The organism is Burkholderia lata, assembly GCF_902499335.1.
Lineage (GTDB): Bacteria > Pseudomonadota > Gammaproteobacteria > Burkholderiales > Burkholderiaceae > Burkholderia > Burkholderia lata_B.
Genome location: NZ_CABVQK010000011.1, coordinates 216,404 through 232,304 on the forward strand (window position 1 = coordinate 216,404; position 15,901 = coordinate 232,304).

The 15,901-nt window shown below is 67.6% G+C and carries 14 protein-coding genes and 1 tRNA gene; 2 read left to right on the forward strand and 13 right to left on the reverse strand.

All coding sequences use genetic code 11. From position 1 onward, the window contains the following. Positions 1–39 precede the first annotated feature (39 nt). Both mrdA and rodA read left to right on the forward strand, forming a co-directional pair. A complete protein-coding gene (gene mrdA, locus BCO18175_RS26785; RefSeq protein WP_174985581.1) occupies positions 40–2,322 on the forward strand; it encodes a penicillin-binding protein 2 in 2,283 nt (760 codons plus the stop codon). Between the two features lie 11 nt (positions 2,323–2,333). Then, the gene (rodA, locus tag BCO18175_RS26790) at positions 2,334–3,482 is read left to right on the forward strand and encodes a rod shape-determining protein RodA (protein ID WP_039353786.1); all 1,149 of its coding nucleotides are present in this window, start codon (positions 2,334–2,336) and stop codon (positions 3,480–3,482) included. Positions 3,483–3,580: 98 nt separating this feature from the next. Here rodA and BCO18175_RS26795 read toward each other — a convergent pair whose 3' ends face one another. From BCO18175_RS26795 to fmt, 13 genes are all read right to left on the reverse strand, one after another. Then, positions 3,581–4,357, reverse strand: a complete 777-nt coding sequence (locus tag BCO18175_RS26795; protein WP_174985583.1) for a tetratricopeptide repeat protein — start codon at positions 4,355–4,357, stop codon at positions 3,581–3,583. Then, positions 4,354–5,139 carry an HpcH/HpaI aldolase family protein gene (locus BCO18175_RS26800; RefSeq protein ID WP_174916644.1) on the reverse strand — a complete coding sequence of 262 codons (786 nt, stop codon included), beginning with the start codon at positions 5,137–5,139 and terminating at the stop codon, positions 4,354–4,356. The genes BCO18175_RS26795 and BCO18175_RS26800 overlap by 4 nt, the downstream gene beginning before the upstream one ends. A gap of 308 nt (positions 5,140–5,447) precedes the next feature. Beyond that, positions 5,448–5,900 (reverse strand): 6-carboxytetrahydropterin synthase QueD, encoded by a 453-nt coding sequence (gene queD / locus BCO18175_RS26805; protein WP_174985585.1) that lies wholly within the window; start codon positions 5,898–5,900, stop codon positions 5,448–5,450. Between the two features lie 18 nt (positions 5,901–5,918). Next, complete coding sequence (gene queE, locus BCO18175_RS26810) at positions 5,919–6,551, reverse strand: 7-carboxy-7-deazaguanine synthase (protein WP_034190231.1); 633 nt, start codon at positions 6,549–6,551, stop codon at positions 5,919–5,921. Positions 6,552–6,626: 75 nt separating this feature from the next. Further along, positions 6,627–7,361, reverse strand: a complete 735-nt coding sequence (gene queC, locus BCO18175_RS26815; RefSeq protein ID WP_174916646.1) for a 7-cyano-7-deazaguanine synthase QueC — start codon at positions 7,359–7,361, stop codon at positions 6,627–6,629. 358 nt (positions 7,362–7,719) lie between these two features. Continuing rightward, positions 7,720–7,795, reverse strand: a tRNA-Phe gene (locus BCO18175_RS26820). 61 nt (positions 7,796–7,856) lie between these two features. Further along, complete coding sequence (gene esaR / locus BCO18175_RS26825; protein ID WP_174916647.1) at positions 7,857–8,558, reverse strand: response regulator transcription factor EsaR; 702 nt, start codon at positions 8,556–8,558, stop codon at positions 7,857–7,859. Then, a complete protein-coding gene (esaS, locus tag BCO18175_RS26830) occupies positions 8,559–10,973 on the reverse strand; it encodes a sensor histidine kinase EsaS (protein ID WP_174973919.1) in 2,415 nt (804 codons plus the stop codon). It abuts the gene before it with no gap. Beyond that, complete coding sequence (locus tag BCO18175_RS26835) at positions 10,963–11,553, reverse strand: DUF4390 domain-containing protein (protein ID WP_174985587.1); 591 nt, start codon at positions 11,551–11,553, stop codon at positions 10,963–10,965. Before BCO18175_RS26835 ends, esaS begins: the two co-directional genes overlap by 11 nt. After that, the gene (rsmB, locus tag BCO18175_RS26840; RefSeq protein ID WP_174985589.1) at positions 11,550–12,941 is read right to left on the reverse strand and encodes a 16S rRNA (cytosine(967)-C(5))-methyltransferase RsmB; all 1,392 of its coding nucleotides are present in this window, start codon (positions 12,939–12,941) and stop codon (positions 11,550–11,552) included. Before rsmB ends, BCO18175_RS26835 begins: the two co-directional genes overlap by 4 nt. Positions 12,942–13,180: 239 nt before the next feature. Further along, positions 13,181–14,038 carry a zinc metalloprotease HtpX gene (gene htpX, locus BCO18175_RS26845; protein ID WP_011353570.1) on the reverse strand — a complete coding sequence of 286 codons (858 nt, stop codon included), beginning with the start codon at positions 14,036–14,038 and terminating at the stop codon, positions 13,181–13,183. Positions 14,039–14,138: 100 nt separating this feature from the next. After that, on the reverse strand, positions 14,139–14,774 hold the full coding sequence (locus BCO18175_RS26850) for a LysE family translocator (RefSeq protein WP_174916651.1): 636 nt from the start codon (positions 14,772–14,774) through the stop codon (positions 14,139–14,141). Between the two features lie 120 nt (positions 14,775–14,894). Next, positions 14,895–15,878: a methionyl-tRNA formyltransferase gene (gene fmt / locus BCO18175_RS26855; protein WP_174985591.1), complete on the reverse strand. Its 984-nt coding sequence runs from the start codon at positions 15,876–15,878 to the stop codon at positions 14,895–14,897. Positions 15,879–15,901 lie beyond the last annotated feature (23 nt).

Sequence of the window (15,901 nt, forward strand, 5' to 3'; positions counted from 1 at the left end):
GCCCGCACGGCGTGCGTGGGTCAGATCGCTCCTAATCGCATGACCGAATTCAACGACACTCAACAGCAGCTCTCGAAGTTCCGCCTGCGCGTCGCGGCGGCGGGCGTGTTCGTGTTCGTCTGCTTCGGGCTGCTCGCGAGCCGCTTCTTCTACCTGCAGCTGATGCAGCACGGCAAATACGCGCTGCAGGCCGAGGAAAACCGCATCTCCGTCGCGCCGATCGTGCCGAACCGCGGGATCATCACCGACCGCAACGGCGTGATCCTCGCGAAGAACTATTCGGCGTACACGCTCGAGATCACGCCGTCGAAGCTCGACGGCACGCTCGACAACACGATCGACAAGCTGTCCGAGATCATCCCGATCGACGCGCGCGACCGCCGCCGCTTCAAGAAGCTGCAGGAAGACTCGAAGAACTTCGAGAGCCTGCCGATCCGCACGCGGCTCACCGACGCGGAAGTCGCGCGCTTCACCGCGCAGCGCTTCCGCTTCCCCGGCGTCGACGTGCGCGCGCGGCTGTTCCGCCAATATCCGCTCGGCACGACGGCCGCGCACGTGATCGGCTACATCGGACGGATCTCGAAGCGCGACCAGGATCGCATCGACGCGATGAGCGACGACAACGACAGCGACCAGGAAAACTACGATCCGCGCCGCGACGCGAACAACTACAAGGGCACCGACTACATCGGCAAGATCGGCGTCGAGCAGAGCTACGAGACCGAGCTGCACGGGCTGACGGGCTTCGAGGAAGTCGAGGTGACGGCCGGCGGCCGGCCGGTGCGCACACTGAAGCGCACGCAGGCGACGCCCGGCAACAACCTCGTGCTGTCGCTCGACATCGGGCTGCAGCAGGTCGCCGAGCAGGCGTTCGCCGGCAAGCGCGGCGCGCTGGTCGCGATCGAGCCGAAGACGGGCGACGTGCTCGCATTCGTGTCGTCGCCGAGCTTCGACCCGAACTCGTTCGTCGACGGCATCGACCAGCAGACCTGGGACGAGCTGAACAATTCGACCGACAAGCCGCTGCTGAACCGCCCGCTGCACGGCACCTACCCGCCCGGCTCGACGTACAAGCCGTTCATGGCGCTCGCCGGCCTCACGCTCGGCAAGCGCACGCCGGGCTGGGGCTTCCAGGATCCCGGCTACTTCACGTTCGGCGGCCACACGTTCCGCAACGACGTGCGCTCGGGCCAGGGCTGGGTCGACATGAACAAGGCGATCATGGTGTCGAACGACACCTACTTCTACATGCTCGCGCGCGACCTCGGCGTGAACGCGATCGCGAACTTCATGAAACCGTTCGGCTTCGGCCAGATCACCGGGATCGACGTCCAGGGCGAGGCGCGCGGGATCCTGCCGTCGACCGACTGGAAGAAGAAGGCGTTCAAGAAGGCCGCGCAGCAGAAGTGGTTCGACGGCGAGACGATCAGCCTCGGGATCGGCCAGGGCTACAACTCGTTCACGATCCTGCAGCTCGCGCACGCGACCGCGACGCTCGCGAACAACGGCGTCGTGATGAAGCCTCACCTCGTGAAGGAAGTCGAGGATCCGATCACGCGCGGGCGCCGCCTGACCGTGCCGAAGGAAAGCGAAGTGATCCCGCTCAAGCAGGGCGACATCGACGTCGTGAAGCGCGGGATGGAGAACGTGATCGAGAACCCGTCCGGCACCGCGTACAAGGTGTTCCGCGGCGCGCCGTACCTCGCCGCCGGCAAGACCGGTACCGCGCAGGTGTTCTCGCTGCAAGGCTCCAACTACAAGGGCCACCTGCTCGCCGAGCACCTGCGCGACCACGCGCTGTTCATCGCCTACGCGCCGGTCGACCATCCGCAGATCGCCGTCGCGCTGGTCGTCGAGAACGGCGGCTGGGGTGCGCAGGCCGCCGGCCCGATCGCGCGCCGCGTGCTCGACTTCTTCCTCGTCGACCGCCAGAACCCGAAGAACGAGGCGGCGGCCGTGGCTGCCGCGGCGTCGGCGACCGAACCCGTCAACGCGCCGGTGATCGGCGACGCGAACAAGCCTGCCGCCGTCGCGGCCGGCTTCACCGCGCTGCCGCAGCCGGTCGTGCCGACCGCAGCCAGCGCGGCGGAAGCGGCATCGGCCGCGGCAGCCTCCGAAGCGTCGGCTGCCGCCGCGAGCGCTGCCACGCCGGCCAGCGCCAGCGCCGCTGCGCCGAGGGCCGCGAGCCTGCCGCCGATCCGGCGCCCGCACCGGCCACGCCGGCCCGCCAGCGACGCGCAGCCGCTCGTCGCCACGCCGCGCGACGACAATCACCGTGCAACGGCCCCCGCGAAGGCGGCGGACGCCGGCACCGCTCATTAACGGAGAAAGGCATGCAATTCGACAAGCGCGCCTGGCTCGACAAGATCAAGCAGATGTTCGCGGGCTTCGACCGTCCGCTCGCCCTCATCGTGTTCCTGCTGCTGTGCGTCGGCATCGTCACGCTGTACAGCGCGGCGATCGACATGCCGGGCCGCGTCGAGGACCAGTTGCGCAACATCCTGCTGACGTTCGTGCTGATGTGGGTGATTGCCAACATCCCGCCAACGACGCTGATGCGCTTCGCGGTCCCGCTCTACACGTTCGGGGTCGCGCTATTGGTCGCGGTCGCGCTGTTCGGGATGACCAAGAAGGGCGCGAAGCGCTGGCTGAACGTCGGCGTCGTGATCCAGCCGTCGGAAATCCTCAAGATCGCGACACCGTTGATGCTCGCGTGGTACTACCAGCGCCGCGAAGGCGGGCTGCGCTGGTACGACTTCATCGCCGCGTTCGGGATCCTGCTGGTACCGGTCGGGCTGATCGCGAAGCAGCCCGACCTCGGCACGGGCCTGCTCGTGTTCGCGGCCGGCTTCTTCGTGATCTACCTCGCCGGCCTGTCGTTCAAGCTGATCGTGCCGGTGCTCGTCGCGGGCGTGATCGCGGTCGGTTCGATCGCCGTGTTCGAAGAACGCATCTGCCAGCCCGAAGTGCAGTGGCCGCTGATGCACGATTACCAGAAGCACCGCGTGTGTACGCTGCTCGACCCGACTTCCGACCCGCTCGGCAAGGGCTTCCACACGATCCAGGCCGTGATCGCGATCGGCTCGGGCGGCGTGCTCGGCAAGGGCTACCTGAAAGGCACGCAGGCGCACCTCGAATTCATTCCGGAAAAGCACACCGACTTCATCTTCGCGGTGTTCTCCGAGGAGTGGGGGCTCGTCGGCGGGCTTGTGCTGCTGACGCTGTACATGGCGCTGATCGCGCGCGGGCTCTATATCGCCGCGCAGGGCGCGACACTGTTCGGCCGCCTGCTCGCGGGCTCGCTCACGCTCGCGTTCTTCGTCTATGCGTTCGTGAACATCGGGATGGTGAGCGGCGTGCTGCCGGTCGTCGGCGTGCCGCTACCATTCATGAGCTATGGCGGCACCGCGCTCACGACGCTCGGCATCGCGATCGGGATGATCATGAGCGTCGGGCGGCAGCGGCGATTGATGAAGAGCTGACCGCGACACGCACCGCACAAAGAAAAACGGCGCCTCGGCGCCGTTTTTTTTCGACCTCGGATAGCTAACGCGACCGCACTTCGCAGCGCGATCCCCGCTCACGGCGGCGGCGCATGCGCCCCGCCCGGCTCCGCGCCGGCACCCGATGCCGGCCCCTGTGCCTTCAGCCGCGCGCTCAACTCCTTGAATTTCAGCCCGGCCGTCTCGTCGCCCTGCGCGGCCGCCGCCGCGTAATACGCCCGTGCGATGTTCAGGTTCTGCGCGACGCCGTCGCCGCCGCGCTCGTAGAACGACGCGGTCACGTACTGCGCGGTCGGCTCGCCCGCGTCGGCGGCCTGCTTGTACCACGCGAACGCCTGCCGGTTGTCGCGCGGCGTGCCGCGCCCGTCGAGGAACTGGTTCGCGAGCGACAGCTCGGCCTGCACGTGCCCCTGCTTCGCCGCCCGCAGGAACCAGCGATGCGCTTCGGCCGGATCGCGCGCGACGAACTCGCCGTCGTCGAACATCCGGCCGTACACGTACTGCGCATGCGACATGTTCGCGTCGGCCGCGCGCTTCAGCCAGCGCAGCCCTTCGTCGACGTTCGCGGTCACGCCTTCGCCCGTCAGCAGCATCATCGCGTAGTTGAATTGCGCGAGACGATCGCCACGTTCGGCCGCGTCGCGGAACTGCACCAGCGCCGCGCGATAGTCGCCGGCGTTGTAGTCGGCAACCGCCGATTGCGTCACGTGCGACGGATCGGGCTTCGCTTGCGGCGCGCCCTGCGCGGCGACAGCGATACACACGCACCACAGGCCGAGCATCACGCCCAACCGCCCGCGCCCCCCGGTCACACCCTGCGCGCGCCCACGGCACGCGCCATCGCCACCGTTCATGACCGAACCTCCTGCAGCGCCTGCCGCGTTGCGCGCAACAGCCAGCTTACGTCGGCCGATAGCGTGATCATCCGGTAGCCGGCCTCGCGATACTGACGCGCGGCCGCCGTATCGCCCGCGAAGATGCCGACCGCGACGCCGGCCTGCCTGCCGGCCGCGAGCACGCGCGCCATCGCGGTTTCGACGTCCGGGTGGCGGATGTCGCCGAGATGCCCGAGGCTTGCCGCGAGATCGGCCGGGCCGACGAACAGGCAGTCGATGCCGGGCAGCGCCGCAATCCGCTCGACTTCGTCGACGCCGCGCGCCGATTCGATCTGCACGATCACGGCGACCTGCGCGTTCGCCGTCTGCACGTAGTCGCGACGCATCCCGAACGCCGCCGCGCGCACCATGCCCGCGACACCGCGCAGCCCGTCCGGCGAATCGGGCGACGGATAACGCGTGAGCCGCACCGCGTGCGCGGCATCGTCCGGCGTCTCGATACTCGGAAACATCAGCGTGCGTGCGCCCGCATCGAGCGCGCGCTTCACGAGCCACGGCTCGCGCGCCGGCACACGCACGACGGGCTCGCTCGGCAGATGGGCGGCGGCGATCGCGCGCAACTGCGATGCAACATCGCGGCTGTCGTTCGGCGCGTGCTCCATGTCGATGCAGAGCCAGTCGTAGCCGGCATGCGCGAGCGCTTCCGCGGCCGAGTCGCTGCCAAGCGACAGCCACAGGCCATACAGCGGCTCGTCGCCGTCGCGCAGGCGTTGTTTGAGGGAATTGGTGAGCGTGCTCATCGATACGGCCTCCTGGACGGAACGGCAATCGAACGGGACAAGCAACGGGCAAAGCGGAGCGCGACACGCCGGGCGGTGCAGCACGGCGGCGCCAGGACCTGGCCCTGGAACGTTGGTCGGCCGTGGACGGCCGATCTGACAGCGCCGGCCGCACGATGGCGCACGGCTGCGTTTTTCGGCGCCACGCAACGATCATAGCGCGGCGTTACGCGGAATGTGGGAACGGACGGGGAGCGCGGCGGGACGAGGCCGCGGGGTGCTGCGGCAGGCAGCCCGCGCCGGCTGGCGGGGCTACCGGGAAGGCGGGATCAGCGGCCGGGCTGGCGCTCGACGTCGGCCCAGCAGTTCTGCGTTTCGTACAGGCGCACGCGCTCGAGGCGCAGGTTCACGCCGTAGTGCGCGTCGTACACGTTCGCGAGGATGTCGAACGCGATCGCCGCGAGGTTCTCGACGGTCGGGATCCGGTCGATCACGACGGTCTTGTGGTCGGCCATCTGCTCGAGGAACGAGCGCACGACGTCGTCGCGCGCATAGACCAGGAACGCGTGGTCCCACTTGCCGACGAGGTGCTCCATCGCGAGCGCCTTCACGTCGGCGAAATCCATCACCATGCCGCGGTCGGGCGCCCCCTCGGTATCGACGAGATCGCCGCGCAGCGTGACTTCGAGCACGTAGCGATGGCCATGCAGGTTCCGGCACTGGCTGCGGTGATCGGGAATGCGGTGGCCCGCGTCGAATTCGAGTTTTCGGGTAATCAGCACGATGTCAAAAGCCGGGGCTCAGGGAATGTTCAGATATTTGTGGGTCTGCATCGACAGCCGCCACTGCGGATGACGCTTGCACCAGTCGATCGCGAGCTTCGTATTGAGGTCGCGCGACGGGCCGTCCATCGGCTGGACGAGGAAATACTCGAAGTCGAGCTTCGCGTAGTCGGCCAGCCGCTGGTTGTCCTGCGGGATCACGACCTTCAGCTCGTTGCCCTTCGTGACGACGAGCGGTGCGTCGGCCTTCGGGCTCACGCAGATCCAGTCGATCGATTCGAGCACCGGCAGCGAGCCGTTGGTCTCGATCGCGATCTCGAAGCCGGCCGCGTGCAGCGCGTCGACGAGCGGCTGGTCGAGCTGCAGCATCGGCTCGCCGCCCGTGCAGACGACGAAGCGGTGCGCCTCGCCCTCCGGCCACAGGCCGGCGATCGTCGCGACGAGCGCGTCGGCGTCCTTGAATTTGCCGCCGTTCTCGCCGTCGGTGCCGACGAAGTCGGTATCGCAGAAGCGGCACACGGCCTCCGCACGATCCTCTTCGCGGCCCGACCACAGGTTGCAGCCGGCGAACCGGCAGAACACGGCCGGCCGGCCCGCGTTCGCGCCCTCGCCCTGCAACGTGTAGAAAATTTCCTTGACCGCGTAAGTCATCGTCCTTCGTCCGGCTCGCGCCGCTCGTTGTCGATCAGAATCCGTTAATCACCAGGCGCTGCCGTTGCGGCTGCATCACAGCGGCGCTTCGGTCACCCGCTCGCCCTTCAGGTAGGCCTCGTAGCCGCGCTTGCGCAGCTTGCAGGCCGGGCATTCGCCGCAGCCGAAGCCCCAGTCGTGCAGCTCCGCGCGCTCGCCCACGTAGCACGTGTGCGTCTGGACGCGGATCAGTTCGACGAGCGCTTCGCCGCCGAGCTGTTCGGCGAGCTGCCAGGTCTGCGCCTTGTCGAGCCACATCAGCGGCGTCTCGAGCACGACGCGAGTATCCATCCCGAGATTCAACGCGACCTGCAGCGCCTTCATCGTGTCGTCGCGGCAGTCGGGATAGCCGGAGAAATCCGTCTCGCACATCCCGCCGACCAGCACGCGCAGCCCGCGGCGATAGGCGATCGCCGCGGCGATCGTCATGAACATCAGGTTGCGGCCCGGCACGAACGTGTTCGGCAGGCCGTTCGCCGCCGTCTCGATCTCGATCGTGCGCGTCATCGCGGTATCGCTGATCGCGCCGAGCACCGACAGGTCGATCATATGATCGTCGCCGAGCCGCTCCGACCATGCGGGAAACTCACGCTTCAGCGCTTCGCGCACGCCTTCGCGACATTCGAGCTCGACGCGGTGACGCTGGCCGTAATCGAAGCCGAGCGTCTCGACCGTCTGGTAGCGTTCGAGGGCCCATGCCACGCACGTGGCCGAGTCCTGCCCGCCGGAAAACAACACGAGCGCGCCGTCTTTAGCGTCTGTCCGAATCACCGTGATACTCCGTGAATGTGTAGGCTCGCGTCGCGCTGCGCCCCGGGGCCGGCTGCCGCCGGGCGGCCCGACGCGTGCCGGCCTGGGCCGGCTCGACCAGTATAGGCAGCGCAATCGGCCGCGAACGCGGCGGAGCGCTTATACCGCCCATCGCGCGGCATCGTTGCCGCGCGCCACGGCGGCGCCACGCTGGCAACCTGCCGTGCGCATGAAGCGATGCGCTAAGTTATTGAGCGGACACGGATTTTATCATGCCCTCACGAATACTGCCGGGCATGCCACCCCACGCCACTCATGACGCAAACCTCACCACAAACGAAAAACCCCAAGAACCTTCCGATTCTTGGGGTTTTAATTCTGGTGGCCTGGGTCGGAATCGAACCAACGACACGCGGATTTTCAATCCGCTGCTCTACCAACTGAGCTACCGGGCCAACGAAGAAGAGAAAGTATATCCACCCTTCGTTACTTGATCAAGTACTTTCACGAAATATTTTATACGGCGCCTTCCGACGGCTTCTTGCCGAGCTCGACACCGAGCTGCTTGAGCTTGCGATACAGGTGCGTGCGCTCGAGGCCCGTCTTCTCCGCGACGCGCGTCATGCTGCCGTTTTCGCGCGCGAGGTGATATTCGAAGTACGCACGCTCGAACGCATCGCGCGCTTCGCGCAACGGGATGTCGAACGGGATCGCAGCCGTCTGGCCTGCAAGGCCGAGTGCCGAAGCCATGTCGTCGCCGAGCGTCGGCAGCGCGGCCGCGGACGCAACCGCCGCGGGCCCCGTCGCCTGCCCTGCGCCGGCCTTCGCCGCCGCGTTCGCGGACACCGGTGCCGCGCCGCGTGCGAGACCGTGCTCGACGGACTTCAGCAGCTTCTGCAGTGCGATGGGCTTCTCGAGGAAATCGAGTGCGCCGATCTTCGTCGCCTCGACGGCCGTATCGATCGTCGCGTGCCCGGACATCATGATCACGGGCATCGTCAGCAGCCCTTGCGCCGCCCACTCCTTGAGCAACGTCACGCCGTCGGTATCGGGCATCCAGATATCGAGCAGCACGAGATCGGGCGCCTGATTCAACCGGTATTCCCGCGCGGCCTGCGCGTTCTCCGCTGCCTCGACGACATGTCCTTCATCGCTGAGGATCTCCGAGAGCAATTCCCGGATGCCCATTTCATCATCTACCACCAGGATGGTTGCCATTTACGCTGCCTTTGTCTGCTCACTTGCTTTTGTCTTGGCGGGGGCCGCCCCGTCCTGCACGCCCGATTCGGCGCCTGGCGCATCGCTCGCCATCTGCAGGAACAGGATCGACACCTGCGCACCCTCGACGGTCTCGCCGTGCATGCGATTGCGCAGATCGATCCGCGCACCGTGCTCATCGACGATTTTCTTGACCGTGGCCAACCCCAGACCCGTGCCCTTCGCCTTCGTCGTCACATAAGGCTCGAACGCGCGGGTCAGGATGCGCGCCGGAAAACCGGGCCCGTTGTCGGACACGGTAAGACGTACCGCGACGCGCGTTTTGCCCTCGGCGTCGGGATCGCCATATTCTACTGTCTTGGTTTCGATCAACACACGCGGATGCGCCGACTCCGCGACCGAATCCTGCGCATTCTGCAGCAGGTTGTGAATCACCTGGCGCAATTGCGTCGCGTCACCGCGTATCACCGGCAGCGACGGCGCGAGCTCGGCGACGATCGCGCTCTTGCCTTCGCCCACACCGTACAGCCCGAGCACCTCGCTCGCCAGTTCGTTCAACTGCAGGTTCGCGAGCACCGCCGGCGGCGTGCGCGCGTATTCGCGGAAATCGTCGACCATCCGCTTCATCGCGGCCACCTGGTTGACGATCATCGTCGCGCCGCGCTTGAGCACATCGGCGTCGGACGGTGCGAGCTTGTCGGACAGCTTCATCTGCAGCCGCTCCGCCGACAGCTGAATCGGTGTCAGCGGATTCTTGATCTCGTGCGCGAGCCGGCGCGCGACCTCGCCCCACGCGACCGAACGCTGCGCGGAAATCACATCGGAGATGTCGTCGAACACGACGACGTAACCGGAAGTCTGCGGATCGTCGGCCTGCCCTTCGACCGTCGACACGAGGCGCGTGCCGCGCACGAGCAAGGTCAACGGATCGGATTCTCCCGGCACCTCGATCGCGAACTGCTGCTGCCAGTGGCCGCGATCGCCGCTGGCGCCGTCGGACGCCGCCTCGCGATCGGCGAATGCCTTGCGCACCATCGCGCCGAACCCGGCGGCCACGCCGATCCGGTCGAGCGTCGTGCCGATCAGCGCGTTGAACGGCTGCCGGAAGATCCGCTCGGCGCCGCGATTGGCCGTCGTCAGCCGGAACTGGCGGTCGAGCACGAACACGCCGGCCGTCAGGTTCGCGAGGATGCTCTCGAGATACGTCTTCGAATGCTCGAGCGCGACGCGATTCTTCTCCACCGCGAGCCGCGCCTCGGACAACTGGCGCGTCATCGCGTTGAACGACTGCGTGAGGAAGCCCAGCTCGTCGCGCGTCTTGATCTCGCGCTTCGGCGTGTAGTCGCCTTCCGCGACCTCCTTCGTGCCCTGCGCGAGCAGGAACAGCGGCCGCGCGAGCTGCTGGCCGAGCGCGAGCGCGAGCATCATCGCGATGAAGGTCGCGAGGAACAGCGCGAGCGTCAGCGTGCCGATGTACATCTTGCGAAGCCCCGTGCGGCCGAGCGACTTTTCCTGGTACTCGCGATACGCGCGCTGCACGGCGTCCGCGTTGTGGGCCAGGGTGGGCGGCACCGGCTGCGTGAGCTGCAGGAAGCGTTCCGCCGGCTGCAGCAGCGCCGTTGATGCATCGGGAATCGGCCGCACGACGCGCAACCGCAGCGCGCCCTTCGCGCCGTGTGCGCGCGGGTCGCCGTCGACTTCGCCCTCGATCGCCGCGTACGCGCCGTGTTCACGCGCCTGGTTCAGCATCAGCGGCGTCGGCAAATCGTCCGGAATCAGCGCCGCGAAATTGCCCGATGCCTGCGCGACGATGTGCAGGTCGGGCGCCGCACCCGAGCCGCCGCGGCTCGGCTCGACGATCGTCGCGTCCTGCACGCCGAACTGGTCGCGCAGCCGCAGCAGCGTGAGCGTCGTGCCGTTCGTGTTCGCATCGACGCTCGCGAGCTGGTCGGACATCAGCCGCGCCTTCGTCTGCAGATCGGACAGCGAAGCATCGAGCATCCCGCGGCCGAGGTTCAGGCCGGCCGTCAGCGCCGTCTCGACGTTCACGTCGAACCACGACTCGATGCTGCGCGACACGAACTGGTACGACACGATGTAGATGATCCCGCCCGGCACCACGCCGACGAGCGCGAAGAACACCGCGAGCTTCGCGAGCAGCCGCGTGCCGAACTTGCCCTTCCTCAGGCGCACGACGATCATCCCGATCAGCCCGAGCACCACGAGCAGGAACACGAGTGCGACGACGATGTTCGTCGCATACAGCCACGAGTAGTAGCGATCGAAGAATTCGGTGTTCGCGCTCGCGGCCGCGAGCAGCACGAGCAGCAGCAGCGCGGTGAGCGCGACGGTCGAGACGATCACGCGAACGAGGAGGCTTTTCCCGCTGGCCGCGCGGCGCACTTTATTTAGCACGTTCGGTCACCGTGAAGTTGAAGCGCTTCCAGTCCGACCCGAGCGTCCAGTCGCGGTTGTTCACGGCATCGACCTGGAACGGCTTCGGCATCAGCGCCGTATCGAGCTGCATCCGCACCGATGCCGTGTAGGTTTCACCCGAGCGCACCTGGTTGCGGTCGATCACGTGCCACGACGTGATGTGCCTGATGACCGCGAGCGCGTCCTTCAACGACGGGAAACCGAGCTGCAGGCCGCCCGTCGACACGCGATACTCGCGCGTGAGCGGCTGGAACGACAGGCGGATCGTCTGCGTCACCGTCACCGGCTGCTCATCGAACCAGTACCAGCGCGCACGGCTCAACTCGAAGTCGGTCGTGAAATAAAGCGGAATGCCTCTGTTGACGGCATCCTCGAGGCTCGGGTTCAGTTCGAAATCGAAGCGGGCGTCGAGGGCCCAGCCGCTTCCGTCGGCCTGGAGCGACGCGCGCTGCACGGCGACCGACTCGGCATGCGCCGGCCGGACGACAGCCAGGCACAGCATCAACGCGACCATCAGGACGGCCGCGAGCCGAAGTGGAAAAAGGTGTTTGATCGTCACCGTTTCTGAAACCGCGCGTAGAAAAATCCGTCGTGATCGATGTTCTGGTCGAGTGCGCCGGCGGCCGCCCCTCCCTGCACTCCGCCCGGCAGCAGCTGGCCCGGGGCGTCCAATCGTACCGCATCTTCACAGGCCGCTTCAAACCAGCGGGCCTGCAATTCGCCTTCTTCGGGGAAGACCGAACAGGTCACGTAAAGCAGTTCGCCGCCCGGCTTCACGAGCGGCCACAATGCCGACAGGATGCGGCGCTGTTCCGTGACGAGCGCCGGGATGTCGGCCTCGCGGCGCAGCCAGCGAATGTCGGGGTGCCGACGCACGATGCCGGATGCCGAGCACGGCACGTCGGCGAGGATGCGGTCGAACGGGCGCCCGTCGTACCACGCGTCAGGTGCACCCGCGTCGCCGACGCGCACGTCCGCTTCGAGCGACAGCCGCACGAGGTTCTCGCCGATCCGCGCCGCGCGCGCGGCGTCGCTTTCCAGTGCAACGACTTCCGCATCGGCGAGTTCGAGAATATGGCCGGTCTTGCCGCCGGGCGCCGCGCACGCATCGAGCACGCGCATGCCGTCACGCGCGCCAAGCCATTCGGCTGCGAGCTGCGCGCCGGCGTCCTGCACCGACACGACGCCGTCGGCGAACCCCGGAATGCGATCGACCGGCAGTGCCGACGCGAGCCGCACCGCATGCCGGCCGATCGCGGTCGCTTCGATCCCGTTCGCGCGCAGCGTATCGAGATACGCGTCGACGCTCGCGCGGCGCGCATTCACGCGCAGCGTCAGCGGCCCCTGGCGCTCGCCGGCTGCGAGGATCGCCTGCCATGCGTCGGGCCATGCGCGCTTCACCGAATCGACCCACCATGCGCGGTAGTTCCAGCGCGCGACGACATCGTCCTGCAGCGCGGCGACGAACGCATCGCGCTCGCGCAGGAAACGGCGCAGCACCGCGTTGACCATCCCCTTCGCGAACGCGCATTCGCGGCGCGAGCCGATCACGGTCACGGCCTGGTCGACCACCGTAAACGCCGGATACGCGGCCTCGTCCGCCGGGTCGAGCAGCAGCGCGAACGCGCCGGCAAGTACTGCGTGCACGTGCGCGGGCGGCGCCTTGCTGACGAGCCGGCCGATCAGCCAGTCCGCACTGCCGAGGCGGCGCATCGTCCGGTACGCGACGTCCTGCGTCGCGCCGCGCGCGAGTGCCTGCGCACCGGACGGCATCTGTGCGAATACCGCCGAAAGTGCCGCCGGCAGCGCGGTGCCGCGTCGCACCGCATCGACCGCCTGCGCGGCCGAGTCGAGGGCGAAGCCGAGCGAATCGGGCGCGAGATGCAGCGCGGACAGGCGCGCCGGGCGGCCGGAAGAAGACGGAGCGGTAGAACGGGTTCGTGTCATCGGAGCAGATTCGGCAAACAAGCGCGGCAAACAGGCACGGCAAACTAATGCGGCAAACGGCGGGATCACGGCGCTCACGTGGCCCCGCGATCCCAAACCGGGCATTGTAGCGTGCGACGCCGCAGCCCCATTGGCCCCTTTACGGCGCGTACAAATGAAACACCCCGCAGCGCGAAGCGTGCGGGGTGGCGTGACGGCCCCCGCGCGGCAACTGCCGCACGGTGTGCCGTGGCTTTGGCTTAGTCGAAGCGACCGGTACGCGCCATCTCCATCAGGCGCGCGATGCGCTCCTCGGTGGCCGGGTGCGTCGAGAACAGGTTCTGCAGGCCGCCGCCGTGCAGCGGGTTCATGATCATCATCTGCGCGGTGGCCGGATGCTGCTCGGCCGCCTGGAACGGGATGCCCGCCGCATAGCGATGGATCTTGTCGAGCGCGGTCGCGAGCGACTGCGGATCGCCGGAAATCTGCGCGCCGCCGCGATCGGCCTCGAACTCGCGTGCCCGCGAAATCGCCATCTGGATCAAGGCGCCTGCGATCGGTGCGAGCAGCGCGACCGCGATACCCGCGATCGGGTTGGCCGGGCGGCCGTTCTCGTCGCGCCCGCCGAAGAACATCGCGAAGTTCGCGATTGCCGAAATCGCGCCCGCCATCGTCGCGGTGATCGTCGAGATCAGGATGTCGCGGTGCTTCACGTGTGCGAGCTCGTGCGCCATCACGCCGCGCATCTCGCGCTCCGACAGCACGCGCAGGATACCCGTCGTCGCGGCGACCGCCGCGTGCTCGGGATTGCGGCCCGTTGCGAACGCGTTCGGCGCATCCTCGTTGATCAGGTAGACGCGCGGCATCGGCAGGTTCGCGCGCGTGGCGAGCTCGCGCACCATCCGGTAGAACTGCGGCGCCGTGTTCTCGTCGACTTCCTGCGCGTTGTACATGCGCAGCACCATCTTGTCGGAGAACCAGTACGAGAAGAAATTCATGCCGAGCGCGAACAGCAGCGCGATCGTCATGCCGCGCGAGCCGCCGATCATCCCGCCGATCACGATGAACAGGGCCGTGATCGCGGCCATCAGCATCGCCGTTTTGACCCAATTGAACATACCCACTCCTTATCCGTCAGGGGACCCGCCGCGCATCAAAGGGCGCGGCGGAAAATTGTAAGCTATTTGTTAGATAAGGTCTTGCCGGAAAAATTCAATCTCAGCGTTGCGATGTTGCAAGACGAAGGCCGAGGCCGACGAAAGCGCTGCCGACCGTGCGGTCGAGCCACTTCTTGACGCCCGGCTTGCCGGAAAAGCGCGCCGTGACACTGCCCGCGACCCAGGCGACCAGGCTGGTCCACACCGTGCTCATCGCGACGAACACGCCGCCGAGGGTCAGGAACGCCCATGCCTTGTGCGGGCTGTCGGCCGACACGAACTGCGGGAAGAACGACACGAAAAACAGCACGACCTTCGGGTTCAGCACGTTGGTCCAGAAGCCCTGCATGAACAGCTGGCGCAGCGGCTTCGCGGCTTGCGTGGCCGCCGTGCCCGACGGCTCGGCCGCCTGCTTCGCAAGGATCATCCGCACGCCGAGGTAGATCAGGTAGGCGGCGCCGACCAGCTTGATCACCGTGAATGCAGCAGCCGACGCCGCGAGCAGCGCGGTCAGGCCGAATGCGCAGGCGAGCGCGTGAACGCAGCAGCCGGCCGAAATGCCGAATGCCGACATCAGCCCCGCGCCGCGGCCCTGCGCGACGCTGCGGCCGATGATATAGGCCGTATCGGGACCGGGCGTGACGTTCAGCAGGAAGACTGCCAGCACGAAGAAGCCGAAATGGGTGATGCCGAACATGAAAACCTCGAAACCGGAGAACGCAGGGAAATTCTACGCGCGCCTGCCGCGCCGCGCGACTCGGCCATCCGGCCGATTGCGCACGCCCGGCAGGCCGTGTCGAATGGCGGTCAGGCCCCGTCAGGCAACGTCAGTCAGCGCGAAACGCTGGCCTGCGGCGAGCGGTGAGCCAGCCAGGAATTCGCGGGCGGGCAGCCGCTTGCCGCCCGGCTTCTGCAACTGCGTGACGCGCAGCGCACCGCTGCCGCACGCGACGACCACGCCTTCCGGCGCGGCTTCGACGATCGTGCCGGGCGCCGCTTCACCGCGCGCCGCCACCGGCTCGGCCGCCCACAGCTTGATCGCCGCGCCGTCGAGCGTCGCGACACCGCCCGGGAACGGATCGAACGCACGCACCTGGCGCGCGAGCACGTCGGCCGGCTTGCGCCAGTCGAGCGCCGCTTCGTGCTTGCCGATCTTTTCCGCATAGGTCACGCCGTCGGCCGGCTGCGGCGTCGCCGGCAGCGCGCCGTCGCGCTCGAGCTGCACGAGCGCGTCGACGATCAGTCGCGCGCCTTCGGCGGCGAGCCGGTCGTGCAGGGTCGCGGTCGTCTCGTCGGGTGCAATCGCGACGCGCGCTTCCTCGATCATCGCGCCGGTGTCGAGGCCGATGTCCATCTGCATCAGCGTGACGCCCGTCTCGGCGTCGCCGGCCTCGATCGCGCGGTGGATCGGCGCGGCGCCGCGCCAGCGCGGCAGCAGCGACGCGTGAATGTTGATGCAGCCGTCACGCGGAATGTCGAGCACTTCCTGCGGCAACAGCAGGCCGTACGCGGCGACCACCATCACGTCGTGCGGAGTCGAGCGCAGCAGCTCGATCGCGTCGGCCGCCTCGGCCGGGTACTTGCCCGCGCGGCGCAGCGACGGCGGCTGCGCGACGGGCATCCCGTGCTCGACGGCGTAGCGCTTCACCGCGCTCGCCTGCAGTTTCATCCCGCGCCCGGCAGGGCGATCGGGCTGGGTGAGCACGAGCGGCACCGGAAAACCGGCCTCGTGGATCGCGGCAAGGGCAGCCGCGGCGAATTCCGGCGTGCCGGCAAAAACTACGCGCAACGTATGGGTCATGACAGCGTTCGGGGTCGGGCTGG

Coding starts and splice junctions, on each gene's coding strand:
- mrdA (WP_174985581.1), top strand. CDS start 40: ATGACCGAATTCAACGACACTCAACAGCAGCTCTCGAAGTTCCGCCTG.
- rodA (WP_039353786.1), top strand. CDS start 2,334: ATGCAATTCGACAAGCGCGCCTGGCTCGACAAGATCAAGCAGATGTTC.
- BCO18175_RS26795 (WP_174985583.1), bottom strand. CDS start 4,357: ATGAACGGTGGCGATGGCGCGTGCCGTGGGCGCGCGCAGGGTGTGACC.
- BCO18175_RS26800 (WP_174916644.1), bottom strand. CDS start 5,139: ATGAGCACGCTCACCAATTCCCTCAAACAACGCCTGCGCGACGGCGAC.
- queE (WP_034190231.1), bottom strand. CDS start 6,551: ATGACTTACGCGGTCAAGGAAATTTTCTACACGTTGCAGGGCGAGGGC.
- esaR (WP_174916647.1), bottom strand. CDS start 8,558: ATGGCAACCATCCTGGTGGTAGATGATGAAATGGGCATCCGGGAATTG.
- rsmB (WP_174985589.1), bottom strand. CDS start 12,941: ATGACACGAACCCGTTCTACCGCTCCGTCTTCTTCCGGCCGCCCGGCG.
- htpX (WP_011353570.1), bottom strand. CDS start 14,038: ATGTTCAATTGGGTCAAAACGGCGATGCTGATGGCCGCGATCACGGCC.
- BCO18175_RS26850 (WP_174916651.1), bottom strand. CDS start 14,774: ATGTTCGGCATCACCCATTTCGGCTTCTTCGTGCTGGCAGTCTTCCTG.
- fmt (WP_174985591.1), bottom strand. CDS start 15,878: ATGACCCATACGTTGCGCGTAGTTTTTGCCGGCACGCCGGAATTCGCC.